We start from the raw sequence: 13,853 nt of genomic DNA, 5'->3' as shown, positions 1-13,853 counted from the left end.
GGTCACCCGGAGCCGTAGCGCGGCGAGAGCTCGCCGTACGTCTTGACGTCCCAGGCGCTGCGCACCGGGTCGAGGAAGTACGGCGGCGGCGCGAAGCGCATCCGGGTGTCGTAGACGTAGTGCTTGAGGTAGCCGGTCGAGATGGAGCCGGTGCCGACCGGGCCGCGGTAGCGCTGGGCGATGGTGCCGAAGAGGTTGAGCGTGCCGAGCGGACTGCCCAGCTGGTACTGCTGCACGGTGAAGCTGTGCTGGAGGGTCAGGATCGCGGCGTTCACCTGGGGGTCCTGGAAGGTCGAGCCCACCGGCCGGTTCAGGTTGGTGCCCGCCGTGCACTTGCCGCTCGAGTACGTCGTGCACTTCGCCGGGTGGTAGATCTTCACCGAGTTCGTGGCGATCAGCCCGAGCGCGTCGGTGCCGGTGCGGCCGCCCTTGTAGGTGAGGTTCCCGGTGATGAGGATGTTGTTGTCGGCGGCCATCGTGAGCCGGCCCTCGAGGACGCCCTCCAGGTAGAGCGTCCCGTAGCGGCAGCTCGACTCGCTCAGGGTCTGCGCGAAGTCGCCGGTCGAGGTGGTGCCCGCGAGCGGGAGGCCGTCGCCGATCCAGCCCGCCGCGCAGGAGCCGGTCGGCACCGTCGTGTTGGAGGCGTCCTTGGTCTGGGTCGAGGGCACGTCCTGGACGATCACGATGTTGTTGTTCGGGATCGTGAGCAGGTCGCCGTCGAGCGGCGGCGTCCCGCACCCGGGGTTGAGGGTCCCGCGGGTCCACGGTGACCAGACCTTCATCTTGGAGACCGGCCCGGAGTCGTCGATGAGCTTGATCCGGGTCGGTCCGGTGAAGAGGCAGCCGGGGGTCGGCTGCGACGACGCGACGTACTGGCGCAGGTCGCCGATGCTGTCCGGCATGGTGATCTCGGCGCGGTAGGTGATGCCCTTGTTGAAGACCGGCGTCGCGCCGCCACTCGCCGCCCGGTAGCAGCTCGACGCCGCCGGGTTGACGCCGTTGACGGGCTTGCACGACGGGAGCGAGGTCGAGACCGTGCCGTTGAAGGTCGGGCGGCCGCTCATCAGGATCGAGTCGTTGCTGTGCAACGGGCCGTCGATGACGTCGCCGGTGATGAAGTTGATGTCGACGCACGGGTTGCCGGACCAGCTGCTGCGCCCGGCCCAGTAGTACTTGGAGCAGCGCGTCTGCGCCGTCGTGTTGTTGGTGCCGAACTGCGCCTCGTTGGCCGGGTCCAGGGTCTCGTAGACGGTGTAGTAGAGGAACTCCCCGAAGCCGCCGCGGCGCAGCCGCACCTGCACGGTCCGGGTCTCCCCCTGGTCGCGTCCGGTCACCGTGAGCTGGATCGTCCCACTCACCGCCGTGGCGCTCGTGTTGACGTCGTAGTGGAAGTCCGCGCCGTCGCCGCCGGGCACCGGCAGCCACCCGACCGCGGTGCTCGCGCCCCACCCGCACGCGCCGTTCGCCTGCGGCGCGCGCATCGCGGTGTTGGTGCAGTCGGGACTGGTCAGCCAGTAGTTGTCGTCGGCGTTCAGCCGGGCCAGGTAGTCGCTGACGCCGGCGTCCGCGGCCATCAGGGCCTGGTTCCAGTCCCGGGCGTCGCGGATCGTGCGCAGCGTCTGGGTCGAGTAGGTCAGCACCAGGGTGAGGACGAGCATGAGCACCGTCATGCCGGCCATCACCACCAGCACGGCGAACCCGTCGTCGCGGGTACGGCGCGCGTGGTCGGTCGGAGGGGTCGTGGACATGGGCGCCTCAGTCGTCGTCGGTCAGGACGTTCACGTCCGCATTGGGCAGGTTGACCCGCTGGAGGATGCTCTCGGCGGGCGTGCGCGTCTGGCCGGGCCGCATCTGCACGGTGAGCGAGACGTCGATGGTGGAGACCCGGATCAGGTCGGTCGTCGTGAGGGTGGTCGACGCGATCACCCGGCCGTCGAAGTCGTAGTAGCGGAAGACCGAGGCGTTGCGGGGCAGGCCGCGGCACAGCACGCGGGTGCGGAAGCGGCAGGTCGCAGAGGTGACGTCGCAGAAGGTGTACGAACCGTCGCTGAGCACGGTCGGCGGCACCAGGGTCTGACGCAGCATCCACGTGCCGGACCGGTCCGGGTCGGCCAGCGCCTGGAGGGTGACCAGGCTCGGACCGTTGCCGGCGTTGTCGAGGTTGGCGTAGAAGGACAGCTGCGACCCGGTGGCCTGCACGATCGCGGAGTCGGCACAACCGGTACAGACCCGGTCGTCGAGCTGGTCGGGGAGGACGGCGGTCCGGATCACCTTGGTCGCCGCCGCCATCCCCACCTGGGCGACGGACAGATTGTCGTTGCGGGCCTCCGCGGCGTCCGAGGCGCGCAGCGCGACGACGGTGGCTCCGCACACCACGATCATCAGCAGCGACGTCAGGCCGATGGCGACGAGCAGCTCGACGAGGGTCATCCCCTCGTCGACGGGCCGCTGCCGGTCCCGACGGTCCCGCAGGTCCCGACGCCGGGTCACAGGGCCACGCTCCCGGGAGCCGCGCCCTTGACCAGCGTGACCGGGCCCTTCCAGCTGGTCCCGTTCCAGATCTGCCAGGTCCCGAACGGCAGGCTGGTCTTGAGCGTCGTGTTCGCCGCCACGGTGCCGAAGGTGACCCGGACCCCGTAGCTCTTCTGGTTGCTGCCGGAGGTCGGGTAGGTGCCGGCGGCGGGGCAGCCGGTGTCGGGCACCTGGATCGCCGTCACGTTGGTGCGGCTGGAGCCGCTCCCGTTGACGATCGACAGGGCTCCGAGCTCGACAACACCGGTCGACGTCCCACCGGGCGTGACCGTGACGGGAAGGTCCCGACCCGCTCCCCCGGCCTCGACGTGCGTCATCGGGTCGTTGTCGACGCAGGCGCCGGCCCAGAGCTCGTAGCCCGCGGCGTACGGCCAGAGGTTGGGGATCGTGCGCGGCGTGCCCGTGGTCGGGCTGGTGACCGCGGCGGCGGCGCCGCTCGGGAGCAGGGCGCTGTTCCCCAGCATCACCGCCGACGCAAGCCCGGTGGGCACGGCGTAGCCGTCGGCGGTCGTGAACGACGCCGTGATCGTGGCCGCGCGGTCGTAGGAGACGGTGCTCCGCCACAGCTGCCCGGGCTGGACGTTCGCCGTCGTCACCGACGGTGCGTGGCCGAGGATGTCGACGTACCCCGTGGTCGAGAGGGTGACGGAGTAGGTCCCGGGTGTCAGGAAGGCGAAGAGCACGCAGCCGTCCCCGGCCGTGCTCGCCGTGCGGGTCCCGGAGGGCCCGCTGATCGTCACGCTCTGACCGCTCCGCGGCGCACCCTCGGCGTCGACGACCTTGAGGCCGATGTGGCCGTCGTTGTCGGAGTAGGTGCCCTTGAGCGGCGTCAGCACGGTGCTCAGCTCGACCGGGTGGTCCTCGCCGCCCGGCCAGGTGACCCGGACCCGCACGCGCAGGTAGGCGAGCTCGGCCGAGGAGCCCTCGTCGCAGGTCGACGCGGCCGTCGACCCGACCGACGCCCACTGCGCGCTGCGAAGGACGGTGTAGGGCACGCCGTCGACCACCAGGGGGTCACCGGCCCGGCCGCCGTCCAGCGGGTCGGGGTTGCGCACGTCGTTGATCGCCACCTGCGCGGGCCCGCGCAGCGGCGAGCCGAAGGTGTCGCTGGTGATCGCGAGCTCGCGGGCGGCGAGGTTGGTCGCCGTGGAGCGCCGCGAGTTGTCGCGCGTGCTCGCCTGGGCCGAGCCGAGGACGACCAGGCAGCCCGTCACGAGGATCGCGAAGAGCGCGAAGGCCACGATGACCTCGACCAGGGAGAACCCCTCGTCCGCGGCCTTCAGGCGCGTACTCATGCCGGCCTCACTTGACGAGGTCGAAGATCGAGAACATCGGCAGGTAGAGGCAGATGATCATGCCGCCGACGATGACGCCGAGGAAGGCGATCATCAGCGGCTCGATCAGCGCCGTCAGGGCCTCTGTCGTCGACTCGACCTCCTCCTCGTACCAGACCGAGATCCGCCGGAGCATCTGGTCGACCGCACCCGACTCCTCGCCGGACGCGATCATCTGCACCACCATCGGCGGGAAGACCGGGTGCTCCGAGAGCGGTCCGGCGATCGACTCGCCGGTCGCGACCGACTGACGGACGTCGACCAGGGCGTGCTCGATCACCTTGGAGCCGGTCGTCGCCGAGACGATGTCGATGGCGGAGAGGATCGGGACGCCGGAGGAGAGCAGGGTGCCGAGGTTGCGCGCGAAGCGGGTGAGCGCGACCTTGACGAAGAGCTGCCCGAAGACCGGGATCCGGAGCTTGAGCGGATCGACGACCTCCCGGACCCGGTCGTCCTTCCCGTGCCGGCGCCACCACGCCGTGGCCACGACGAGCAGGACCGCGCCGACGGGGGCGCCGTACCGGACGAGGCCGGAGACCGCGACCAGGATCCGCGTCGGCAGCGGCAGCGTGCCGCCGAGCTCGTCGAACATCGACTCGAAGATCGGGACGACGAAGAGCAGCATCGCCACGCACATGACGACGGCCATGCAGAAGACGACCACCGGGTAGGTCAGCGCGGCCTTGATCTTCGCGCGCAGCTTGACCTCCGCCTCGAAGGTCTCCGCGACCTGGCGGAGGGCGACGTCGAGGAAGCCGCCGACCTCGCCGGCGCGGGTCATGCTGACCAGGAACGGCGGGAAGGTCTGCCGGTCCTCCGCGAACGCCGAGGACAGGCTGTGCCCACCCTCGACCGCGTGCTTGACCGCCGTCAGGGCCCGGCGCAGCTCGGGGTTCTCGGCCTGCTCGGCGAGGATCGTCAGCCCGCGCAGGAGGGTGAGACCGGCGTCGACCATCGTGGCCAGCTGGCGTGAGAAGACCGCGAGGTCCTTGGTCGTGACCCGCTTTCGTCCCAGGCTGATCTCACGGTTGAGACCGACACCCGTCGGCTTCACCTCGAGCGGGACGAAGCCGAGGCCGAGGAGGTGCTCGGCGACCGCGGTCTCCGAGTCGGCCTTGACCTTGCCTTCCTTGAAGCGTCCCTCGGGGTCGCGGACCTTGTAGGCGTACTGCGTGCTCACGGGTGCGTCCTCCTGACCTGGCCGCTCATGACCAGCCCTGGGCGGAGGCGGCGTGGGAGGTCCCCACCCGTCCGGCGTACGTCGTCCCGGCCGGGAGGCTGACGCCCGACCCGACGAGTGCGAGGAAGTCGTCGCGCTTGGCGCAGTACTCGAGGCCGACCTCGCGGGTGATCAGGCCGGCCCGCACGTGCGCGGCGAGGTGCGCGTCCATGGTCTGCATGCCCTCGCGCGCACCGGACTGCAGGGCGCCCGGGATCTGGGGCAGCTTGTCGTCGCGGATCATCGCCCGGATGCCGGCGTTGCAGACCATGATCTCGGTCGCGGGGATCCGGCCGGTGCCGTCCGCGGTCGGCACCAGGGCCTGGCAGACCACGCCCTGGAGGGTCGCGGCGAGCTGGGTGCGCACCTGCTGCTGCTGGGTCGCGGGGAAGACGTCGACGACCCGGCTCACCGTGTCCTGCGCCGACTGGGTGTGCAGCGTGGCCAGCACGAGGTGGCCGGTCTCCGCCGCGGTCAGGGCGACCGAGATGGTCTCGAGGTCGCGCAGCTCTCCGACCAGGATCACGTCGGGGTCCTGGCGCAGCACGTGCTTGAGCGCCGTACGGAAGTCGTGGGTGTCGGCCCCGACCTCGCGCTGGTTGACCAGGCACCCGCGGTGGGAGTGGAGGAACTCGATCGGGTCCTCGATCGTCATGATGTGGCCGTGCCGGGTCCGGTTGACCACGTCGATGATCGAGGCGAGGGTCGTCGACTTCCCCGAGCCGGTCGGCCCGGTGACGAGCACGAGCCCGCGCATCATGCGGGCGAAGCCCTCGACGACGGGCGGCATGCCGAGCTCGGCGAGCGGCTTGATCTGCCACGGGATCAGCCGCATCACCGCGCCGATGCTCTGCCGCTGCCAGTAGATGTTGACCCGGAAGCGCCCGAAGCCGGGGACGGCGTAGGCGAGGTCGAGCTCGCGGGTCTCCTCGAGCGCCTGTCGCTGGCGCTCGGTCATGATCGCGTAGAGCGCCTCGCGGAGCTCGTCGGGCCGAATCACCGGGTGCCCCTCGACCGGCGTCAGGGCGCCGCGGACCCGCACGGTGGGTGGCGCCCCGGCGGTCAGGTGCAGGTCCGACCCGTTCATCCGCTCGACCATGAGCAGGAGCTCGTCGAGCTCCAGCGCCGGTACGACGGGAGCGGCCTCAGCCCACGACACGGAGCACCTCCTCGACCGAGGTCAGCCCGTGCTGGACCTTGAGCCACCCGTCCTCGTGCAGGGTCGCCATGCCCTGCTCCCGCGCCACGCGGGTGATCTCCTCGGTCGGTGCCCGGGAGACCACCAGCCGCTCGACGTCCTCGGTCATCGCCATCACCTCGTGGAGGGCCATCCGCCCCCGGTAGCCGGTCTGGGCGCAGGCCGAGCAGCCCGCGGCGCGGAAGTAGGTGGGCTCGAGGTCCTCGGCCGGCCGCAGCCCGATCAGCGCGAGCTCCTCGGCCGACGGCTCGTACGGCTGCCGGCACCGCAGGCACAGCGCCCGGCAGAGCCGCTGGGCGACGATCGCGTCCAGCGCCGAGCCGACCAGGAAGGGCTCGATCCCCATCTCCACCAGCCGGGTCACCGCCGACGGCGCGTCGTTCGTGTGCAGCGTGGAGAGGACGAGGTGGCCCGTCAGCGCGGCCTCCACCGCGATCGTCGCGGTCTCGTGGTCGCGGATCTCACCGATGAGGACGATGTCCGGGTCGGCCCGCAGGATCGACCGGAGGGCCGAGGCGAAGGTGAGCCCGGCCTTGTTGTTGACCTGCATCTGGTTGATGCCCGGGAGCCGGTACTCGACCGGATCCTCCACCGTGATCACGTTGACGTGCGGCTGGCTGAGGATGTTGAGCGTCGCGTAGAGCGTCGTGGACTTCCCCGACCCCGTCGGGCCGGTGACCAGGATCATCCCGTGCGGCCGGCGGTACGCCGACTCGAAGCGCTCGAAGTTGGCGCCGCTGAAGCCCAGGTCGTCGAGGCTCAGCGTCGTGTTGGAGTTGTCGAGGACCCGGGCGACGATCTTCTCGCCCCACACCGTCGGCAGGGTCGCGATCCGCAGGTCCATCGAACGACCCTCGTGGTTCACGGTCAGCCGGCCGTCCTGGGGCACGCGCCGCTCCGCGATGTCCATCTCCGCCATGATCTTGAGCCGCGACACGACCCCGGCGTGGATGCTGCGGGGGGCCCGGTGGGTGTCGTGCAGGACGCCGTCGATGCGGTAGCGGACCCGTACGTCGCGCTCCGTCGGCTCGACGTGGATGTCCGAGGCACGGTCGGAGATCGCCTGGGAGATGAGCAGGTTGACGAAGCGGACCACGGGCTGGTCGGCGGCGACCTCGGTGAGTGCGTCGAGGTCGGGACTGTCGTCGACGACGAGGTCCGAGGTGAGGTCGGCGAGCTCGCCCTCCGCGCGGTAGACCTGGTTGATCCGCTGCTCGATCTCGGACCGCGTCGCCAGCATGAACCGGATCCGCCGACCGGACAGCCGGGCGATGTCGTCCTTCAGGACGAGGTCGGCGAGGGACCGGAGCGGCACGGCCACCTGGAGCTCGTTGCCGGACCAGGCGTAGGGCAGCACCCCGGCACGTCGCGCGAACGCGCCCGGGACCTGCGCGGCCGCGCCCGCGTCGACCGGGTGCTCGGAGAGGTCGACGAGCTCGGCGCCCGCGGCGTGCGCCGCGACCCTCAGCAGGGCCCGCCGGTCGACGGCACCCTCGGTGAGCAGCGCGTCGATCACGGAGATGTTGCTGGCCGCGGCGACCGCGGTCGCGCGCTCCACGTCCTCGGGCGAGACCTGTCGCTCGGCGAGCAACGCCTCGACGGTCGCGCCCTGGTGCACCTGTGTCATCGCCACCTCGTCCGGTCCGGTCGGCGGCTGCGCCGTCGACACCGGGAGTGTCGGCACCGGATCGACGGGCCTTGAGCCCGCGGGCGGGGCGGGTCAGTGCGGCAGTGCGGAGAGCGCCCTCGTCGGGTCCTGCCGGTAGCGGGCGACCAGCTCGGCCGTGGCCGCGTCGATCCGCTCGTGCAGGGCGCTGCGGTAGCGGGTCAGCTGCTGCTCGGCCGCCACGAGCCGCTCGCGCGCCTGCGCGCCGGAGGCCGCGTCCGCGGGGACCGTCCACACCTCGTCGAGCGCCGGCAGGTCCGGGAGCGGCTCGGCGGCGCGCACCCGGTGCAGCGCCTGGCGGACCCGGCCGGTGCCGGTGTCGCCCAGCACCCGCACGAGGTCGTCGAGCGACAGGGAGCCCTCGACGCCACCGCTGGCGTCGAGCACGTCGATGCGCGCGTGGACCAGCCGGCGCCAGTAGGAGATGCGGTCCTCCTCGTCGCGCAGCCGCTGCCGGTAGCCGCGCAGCTCGTCCAGCGTGAGCCCGGCGAGGTCGTGGGCCTCCGCCTGGGTGCCGCCGAGGCGGGGGTCGTCGGAGATGCTCATGTGCTCGCCCTTCCGTGCTCCGCTGCGCGCTCGCCGGGCCGGCCGGCGCGGCGCACCATCACCGAGAAGTCGTGGGGGTTGCTGGCGGCGGCGGTCGCCGCGCGCAGGTCGACGACACCGTCGTGGACCAGCTCCACCAGGTGCTGGTCGAAGGTGCGCATCCCGGAGTAGTCGCCGGACGCGACGATGTCGGGGATGGTCGAGGTCTTGTCCGGGTCGGCCACCGCGTCCGCGAGCCGGGCGTCGGCCACGGCGATCTCCGAGACGCACACCCGTCCGGTGCCGTCCGCACGCGGCACCAGCCGCTGGCACACGATGCCCTGGAGCACCGACGACAGGGTCATCCGGACCCGCTGCTGCTCGTGGGGCGGGAAGAAGTCGACGAGCCGCAGCACGGTCTCGCGTGCGTCCATGGTGTGCATGGTGGTGAACACGGCGTGCCCGGTCTCGGCAGCGGAGATCGCGGACCGCACGGTGTCGACGTCACGGAGCTCGCCGATGAGCATCACGTCCGGATCCTGTCGCATCGCCGAACGCAGAGCGCTGCCCCAGTCGCGCGTGTCGCTGCCGAGCTCGCGCTGCGTCACCGTCGCCCGCTTGTCGTGGTGGAGCACCTCGATCGGGTCCTCCAGCGTCAGCACGTGCACCGCCCGCTGCTCGTTGACCAGGTCGACGATGCCGGCGAGGGTGGTCGTCTTGCCGGAGCCGGTCGGCCCGGTGACCAGGACGAGACCTCGCGGGACCAGTGCCAGCCGCGAGACCACCTCCGGCATGCCGAGCTCGGCCAGGGTCAGCGGATGGTCGCTGACGAGCCGGAGCACGGCGCCGGTGTCGGCCCGCGTGCGGAACGCGTTGACCCGGAACCGGCCGACGCCGTCCACCGTCACCGCGTAGTCCGCCTCGTTGTCGGCCTCGAAGCCGGCCAGCACCGCCGGCGGCATCGAGCTGCGCACCATGTGGTCGACCTCGGAGCCGCCGTACGCGCGGTCGCCGACCGGGACGAGCGTGCCGGAGATGCGCAGCTTCGGGGTCGTGTCCGGGCGCAGGTGCAGGTCCGACGCCCCATGTCGCCGGACCGCGGCCAGCAGCATGACCAGACCACCCGAGAGCTCGGTCATCGCTCCTCCGTTGCTGTGCACACCTGACGTGTCGGCTCCTCCTGGCCCGGACTTGAGCGCCGGTGTGCCCTCAAGTAGTCGGCGCCGGGCACCGATGCTCCGGCCAGTCCGGCGGGCACGCGGTCCGCCATCGGGGAGGGAGTCGGCCATGGCACGGACCGTCGTGGGCCTGGACATCGGCAGCTCGGGTCTGCGGGCGGTGGAGCTGACGACCGGCCGCAGTCCCCAGCTCGTCCGGTCCGGGTCGCTCCCACTGCCCCCGGGCGTGGTCGACGCGGGTGCGGTGCGGAACCCGGACCAGCTGGCCCAGGCGCTGCGGCGGCTCTGGCACGACGCCCGGCTGCACCACCGTCGGGTCGTCGTCGGCATCAGCGGCGCGTCGGTCCTGGTGCGCCAGCTCGAGCTCGACTGGATGCCGCCCGCCGACCTCCGCAAGTCCCTGCGCTACCAGGTCGGCGAGCTCCTCCCGGTCGCGGTGGACGACGCCAACATCGACCACGTGCTCCTGGGCGAGCACGTCACCACCGACGAGCAGGGCCAGCCCCGGCGCATGGTCCGCATCCTGCTCGTCGCGGCCGCGCGGGGCGCGGTCGACGACCTGGTGCGCTGCGTGGAGTCCGCGGGACTGCAGGCGTCCGCCGCCGACCTCTCGGCGCTCGCCCTGATCCGGGCGTCGGCGTACGCCGCCCAACGCGCCGAGCCGACGACCGAGGCGGTCGTCGACGTCGGAGCGGAGAAGGTGACGTTCGCGATCCACACGGCCGGTCGCCCCCATCTGGTCCGGATCGCCGTGGGCCTGGGCGGTGCCGCGCTGACGCGTGCCCTGGCCGAGCAGGCGGGGTGCGGCCTCGAGGAGGCCGAGCGGGCCAAGCTTGCCGGCCGGCTCCCGGCCCCCGAGGGCGAGCTCGCGCTCTCCGGACACGGCGGCACCCCCTCCGTCGTACCTCCTCGTACGCCGGAAGGCGTGGCACCTGCGGCCCTGCTGGACGGGGCGCACCAGCTGCTCGCCGAGATGCGCGCGACCATCGACTTCCACCGCAGCAGCGACCACGAGCACCCGCCCTCGCGGCTGGTGCTCGTGGGTGGGGGGGCCGAGCTGACCGGGTTCGCAGAGCTGGCTGGGGTCACGCTCGGCCTGCCGACCCGGCGGCTGGCAGCCGGCGACGTCCTCGCGGGATCCGGCGGCCGCCGGCACCGCGGGGGCGTCGCTGGTGACTCCTCCTCCGAGCTCGTGGTGGCGACCGGGCTGGCCCTCGGGGCGATCGGATGAGCCGCACCGCCCCCGAGCCGACGGCCTCGGTCAACCTGCTGTCCCCCTGGGTCTTCGAGAAGCTCCGCGTCCACCGCGTCCGCCATCGCTTCGTCGTGGGCGGGATCGCGCTCGTGACGTCGCTCGCGCTGGTCTGGTGCGGGCTGCGCTTCGAGCTCCACGGCGCCCACGTCGAGCTCGGAGGCGAGCAGGCGGTGGCGGCCGGGCTCGACACCCAGCTGGCCGAGCTGAGCCCCGTGCAGACCTACGTCGCCGCGGTCGAGGACCGCGCCGACACCGTAGCGTCGGTCACCTGGTCCGACGTCGCCTTCTCCTCCGTCCTGGACGCGCTGCGCGCCGCGACCCCTCCGGGAGCGACCGTGACCACGATCTCGGTGGAGCTCGCGGCCGCGGAGCCGCAGCCGGGCTCGCCGTCGTCGTCGCCGGGGTCGGCGGGGTCGGCGGGGTCGGCGGGCGCCAAGCGCTCCGACCCGGCCCGCGGGCTGGTCGGCACCTGCCCCGGGCCCGACCCGTTCGGCACCACCGTGGTGGTGGGCTGCCTCACCATCGAGGGGACCGCCACCTCGCGCGAGGTCGTCGGCCAGCTGGTCATCGGTCTGGGCGCCAGCTCGCTCTTCGTCGAGCCGTTCGTCGACACCACGACCGCGGGCGAGGACGAGGCGGTCAGCTTCTCGGGCTCGGTCGGCCTGTCGACCGACGCGTTCAGCGGCCGCTTCGATGACCTGACGGCCCAGCTCCGGAAGGAGACCCGACGATGAACCCGCGATCCTTCCCGGGCACGGTCGCGATCGGCACCGTGGCGGTCGTGGCGGTCGCCGCGCTGAGCTGGCTCTTCCTCCTCCACCCGCTCCTCGAGGAGACCGGCGACGTCCACGCGACGACGCAGAGCACCCAGGAGCGCAACCTCGAGATGACCTCGCAGGTCACGGCGCTCCGGCGCGAGCGGGACGAGCTCCCGGCGTACGACCGTCTCGCCGCGACGCTCGCCGGCGCCTTCCCGGGCACGGCCGACCAGCCGGGCTTCTTCCGAGCGGTGACGGCCGCCGCGACCGACGCCGGGATCCCGGCGCAGGCGATCACCACGCTGAGCCCCTCGGCGCCGGTGCTGCTCGACGCGACCGGTCAGCCGATCACCGAGGACACCCGTGCCAGCACGCCCTCACCGCCTCGGGCCGGCCTCGCCCGGCAGACGGTCTCGGTGGTCGTCACCTGCGACGACGCGCAGGCGCGGCGGCTCCTGGCGAACCTCGAGCACATGAGGCGCGCCTTCCTCGTGAGCTCCCTCAGCGTCGCTGCAGCACCGGACGGCGGTCCCGCCCTGATCGTCTCGGTGACCGGATCGACGTACGTCGCCCCACCGGTCTCGTATGCTGCCGCCGACAGCCCGCCCGACGGGGCCGATCGCGCCTCCGTCACGGAGTCCCAAGGATGAGCTCGTGGTTCTGGCAACGTCCCTCCTCGCGGCCGTCCTGGTCGTCGCAGGTGCGGTCGTCGCCGTCGCCGTGGCCGCGGTGCTGAGGCGCCCCCGGCGGGACACCCCGAGACCGGAGCCGGAGCCCTCACGGCCCGGGGCACCGGCCGCGTCCACGAACGACGGCGCCCTCGACTCCGTGACCCGACTCCCCCACCGCGACCTGCTGACCCAGCGCGGACCGTCGATCCTCGCCGCCGCGGCGGCCGCGGGTGGCGACGGGGTGATCGCCGTGCTGCTCTTCGACCTCGACCGGTTCAAGACGGTCAACGACGGGGCCGGGCACCACATCGGCGACCAGGTGCTGGCCGAGATCGGTGCCCGGACCCGGTCGTGCCTCCTGCCCGGTGAGATCGCGGTCCGGCTCGGTGGCGACGAGTTCGCGATGCTGGTCGGCCCGCTCCCCCCGGGGCGGGAGGTCGACGACCGTGTGCGCCAGCTGCTCACGACGCTGAGCGCACCGGTCTTCCTCGACGGCCTGCGCATCTCGGTCGGCGTCTCGCTCGGCGTCTCGATCGCCGGCACCGACGGCGACGACCTCGACGAGCTCCTCCAGGCCGCCGACCAGGCCATGTACGTCGCCAAGGCGGCCGGGCCCGGGCAGTGGCGACGGAGCGAGAGCCCACCGCACGGCATCGGCAGCCATCGCCTGCGCGACGACCTCGCCGCCGCTGTCGGCCGGGGCGAGCTGACGCTCCACTACCAGCCGCAGGTCGACAGCCGCACCGGTCGGGTGACCGGCTTCGAGGCGCTCGTCCGGTGGCACCACGCCGAGCTCGGCCTGCTGCTGCCCAGCCAGTTCGTGCCGATGGCCGAGCGCACGGGTCTGATCGCCGACATCACCACCTTCACCCTCGACGCCGCCCTGTCCGACCACGCACGCCTGGCGTCACTGGCACCCGGCTGCACCGTGTCGGTCAACATCTCGGCCCGGACGATGTTCGGCGAGGACCTCGTGCACGAGCTGGAGGAGCTGCTCGACCGGCATCGCGTAGCACCGGCCGACCTCGTCCTGGAGGTCCCCGGGCCATCACCGCGACCCACGCTCGAGGTGCTGGGGCTCTTCGCGTCCCTCGGCCGGCTCGGGTGCGGGGTCAGCGTGCACGGCTTCGGATCGACCCACTCCTCCCTCGGCGCGCTCTGGCACTACCCGGCCGTGCGGGAGGCGAAGATCGATCCGACGGTCATCCAGGCGCTCGACCAGACGCCGGGCACCGAGCGGCTGGTCCGGGCGCTGATCGCGGGCGTCCGCGGCCTCGAGGTGCGTGCCGTGGCGGAGGGCGTCGACTCCCCGGTCGCCGCCCGCCGCCTGTGCGAGCTCGGCGCCGACGCGCTGCAGGGCAACTGGATCGGCCCCGCCACCCCGCTCGCCGGTATCCGGGACTGGATGCGGCAGTGGGCCGCCACGCCCGCCGCCTGGGCCGACGCGGACTAGACAGGCTCAAGGCAGGGCGGGCCTACGTCGACACCGTCGACAGCCACCCACCAAGGAGCCGTCC

The 13,853-nt window shown here is 72.4% G+C and carries 12 protein-coding genes; 4 read left to right on the top strand and 8 right to left on the bottom strand.

Translation table 11 applies throughout. The features are described 5' to 3' along the window. Positions 1-2 precede the first annotated feature (2 nt). From K8U61_RS21755 to K8U61_RS21720, 8 genes are all read right to left on the bottom strand, one after another. Positions 3-1,748 (bottom strand): hypothetical protein, encoded by a 1,746-nt coding sequence (locus K8U61_RS21755; RefSeq protein ID WP_224124375.1) that lies wholly within the window; start codon positions 1,746-1,748, stop codon positions 3-5. Positions 1,749-1,755: 7 nt separating this feature from the next. Then, positions 1,756-2,490, bottom strand: coding sequence for a PulJ/GspJ family protein (locus K8U61_RS21750; protein WP_224124376.1), 735 nt, complete (start codon positions 2,488-2,490; stop codon positions 1,756-1,758). After that, the gene (locus K8U61_RS21745) at positions 2,487-3,827 is read right to left on the bottom strand and encodes a prepilin-type N-terminal cleavage/methylation domain-containing protein (protein ID WP_224124377.1); all 1,341 of its coding nucleotides are present in this window, start codon (positions 3,825-3,827) and stop codon (positions 2,487-2,489) included. The genes K8U61_RS21750 and K8U61_RS21745 overlap by 4 nt, the downstream gene beginning before the upstream one ends. Before the next feature lie 7 nt (positions 3,828-3,834). Next, positions 3,835-5,046: a type II secretion system F family protein gene (locus K8U61_RS21740; RefSeq protein ID WP_224124378.1), complete on the bottom strand. Its 1,212-nt coding sequence runs from the start codon at positions 5,044-5,046 to the stop codon at positions 3,835-3,837. A 25-nt stretch (positions 5,047-5,071) separates the two neighbouring features. After that, complete coding sequence (locus K8U61_RS21735) at positions 5,072-6,244, bottom strand: type IV pilus twitching motility protein PilT (RefSeq protein ID WP_224124379.1); 1,173 nt, start codon at positions 6,242-6,244, stop codon at positions 5,072-5,074. Further along, positions 6,231-7,910 (bottom strand): GspE/PulE family protein, encoded by a 1,680-nt coding sequence (locus K8U61_RS21730; RefSeq protein WP_224124380.1) that lies wholly within the window; start codon positions 7,908-7,910, stop codon positions 6,231-6,233. Before K8U61_RS21730 ends, K8U61_RS21735 begins: the two co-directional genes overlap by 14 nt. Before the next feature lie 93 nt (positions 7,911-8,003). Beyond that, the gene (locus K8U61_RS21725) at positions 8,004-8,495 is read right to left on the bottom strand and encodes an RsiG family protein (protein ID WP_224124381.1); all 492 of its coding nucleotides are present in this window, start codon (positions 8,493-8,495) and stop codon (positions 8,004-8,006) included. Beyond that, positions 8,492-9,613 (bottom strand): type IV pilus twitching motility protein PilT, encoded by a 1,122-nt coding sequence (locus K8U61_RS21720; protein ID WP_224124382.1) that lies wholly within the window; start codon positions 9,611-9,613, stop codon positions 8,492-8,494. The genes K8U61_RS21725 and K8U61_RS21720 overlap by 4 nt, the downstream gene beginning before the upstream one ends. Positions 9,614-9,761: 148 nt before the next feature. Here K8U61_RS21720 and pilM point away from each other — a divergent pair, with 148 nt between their 5' ends. From pilM to K8U61_RS21700, 4 genes are read left to right on the top strand one after another with little or no spacing between them, the layout of a single operon-like run. Beyond that, entirely contained in the window at positions 9,762-10,883 is a 1,122-nt protein-coding gene (gene pilM / locus K8U61_RS21715) for a type IV pilus assembly protein PilM (protein WP_224125141.1), read from the top strand. Next, entirely contained in the window at positions 10,880-11,641 is a 762-nt protein-coding gene (locus K8U61_RS21710; RefSeq protein WP_224124384.1) for a PilN domain-containing protein, read from the top strand. Before pilM ends, K8U61_RS21710 begins: the two co-directional genes overlap by 4 nt. Further along, on the top strand, positions 11,638-12,315 hold the full coding sequence (locus K8U61_RS21705) for a hypothetical protein (RefSeq protein WP_224124385.1): 678 nt from the start codon (positions 11,638-11,640) through the stop codon (positions 12,313-12,315). The genes K8U61_RS21710 and K8U61_RS21705 overlap by 4 nt, the downstream gene beginning before the upstream one ends. A 4-nt stretch (positions 12,316-12,319) precedes the next feature. Further along, positions 12,320-13,789 carry a putative bifunctional diguanylate cyclase/phosphodiesterase gene (locus K8U61_RS21700; RefSeq protein WP_224124386.1) on the top strand — a complete coding sequence of 490 codons (1,470 nt, stop codon included), beginning with the start codon at positions 12,320-12,322 and terminating at the stop codon, positions 13,787-13,789. The last annotated feature ends 64 nt before the right edge of the window (positions 13,790-13,853 follow it).

The sequence above is a fragment of the Nocardioides mangrovi genome (assembly GCF_020073815.1).
Classification (GTDB): domain Bacteria; phylum Actinomycetota; class Actinomycetes; order Propionibacteriales; family Nocardioidaceae; genus Nocardioides; species Nocardioides mangrovi.
The sequence above is the reverse complement of the archived record's forward strand: the minus strand, read 5'-3'. Positions and strand labels throughout refer to the sequence as shown.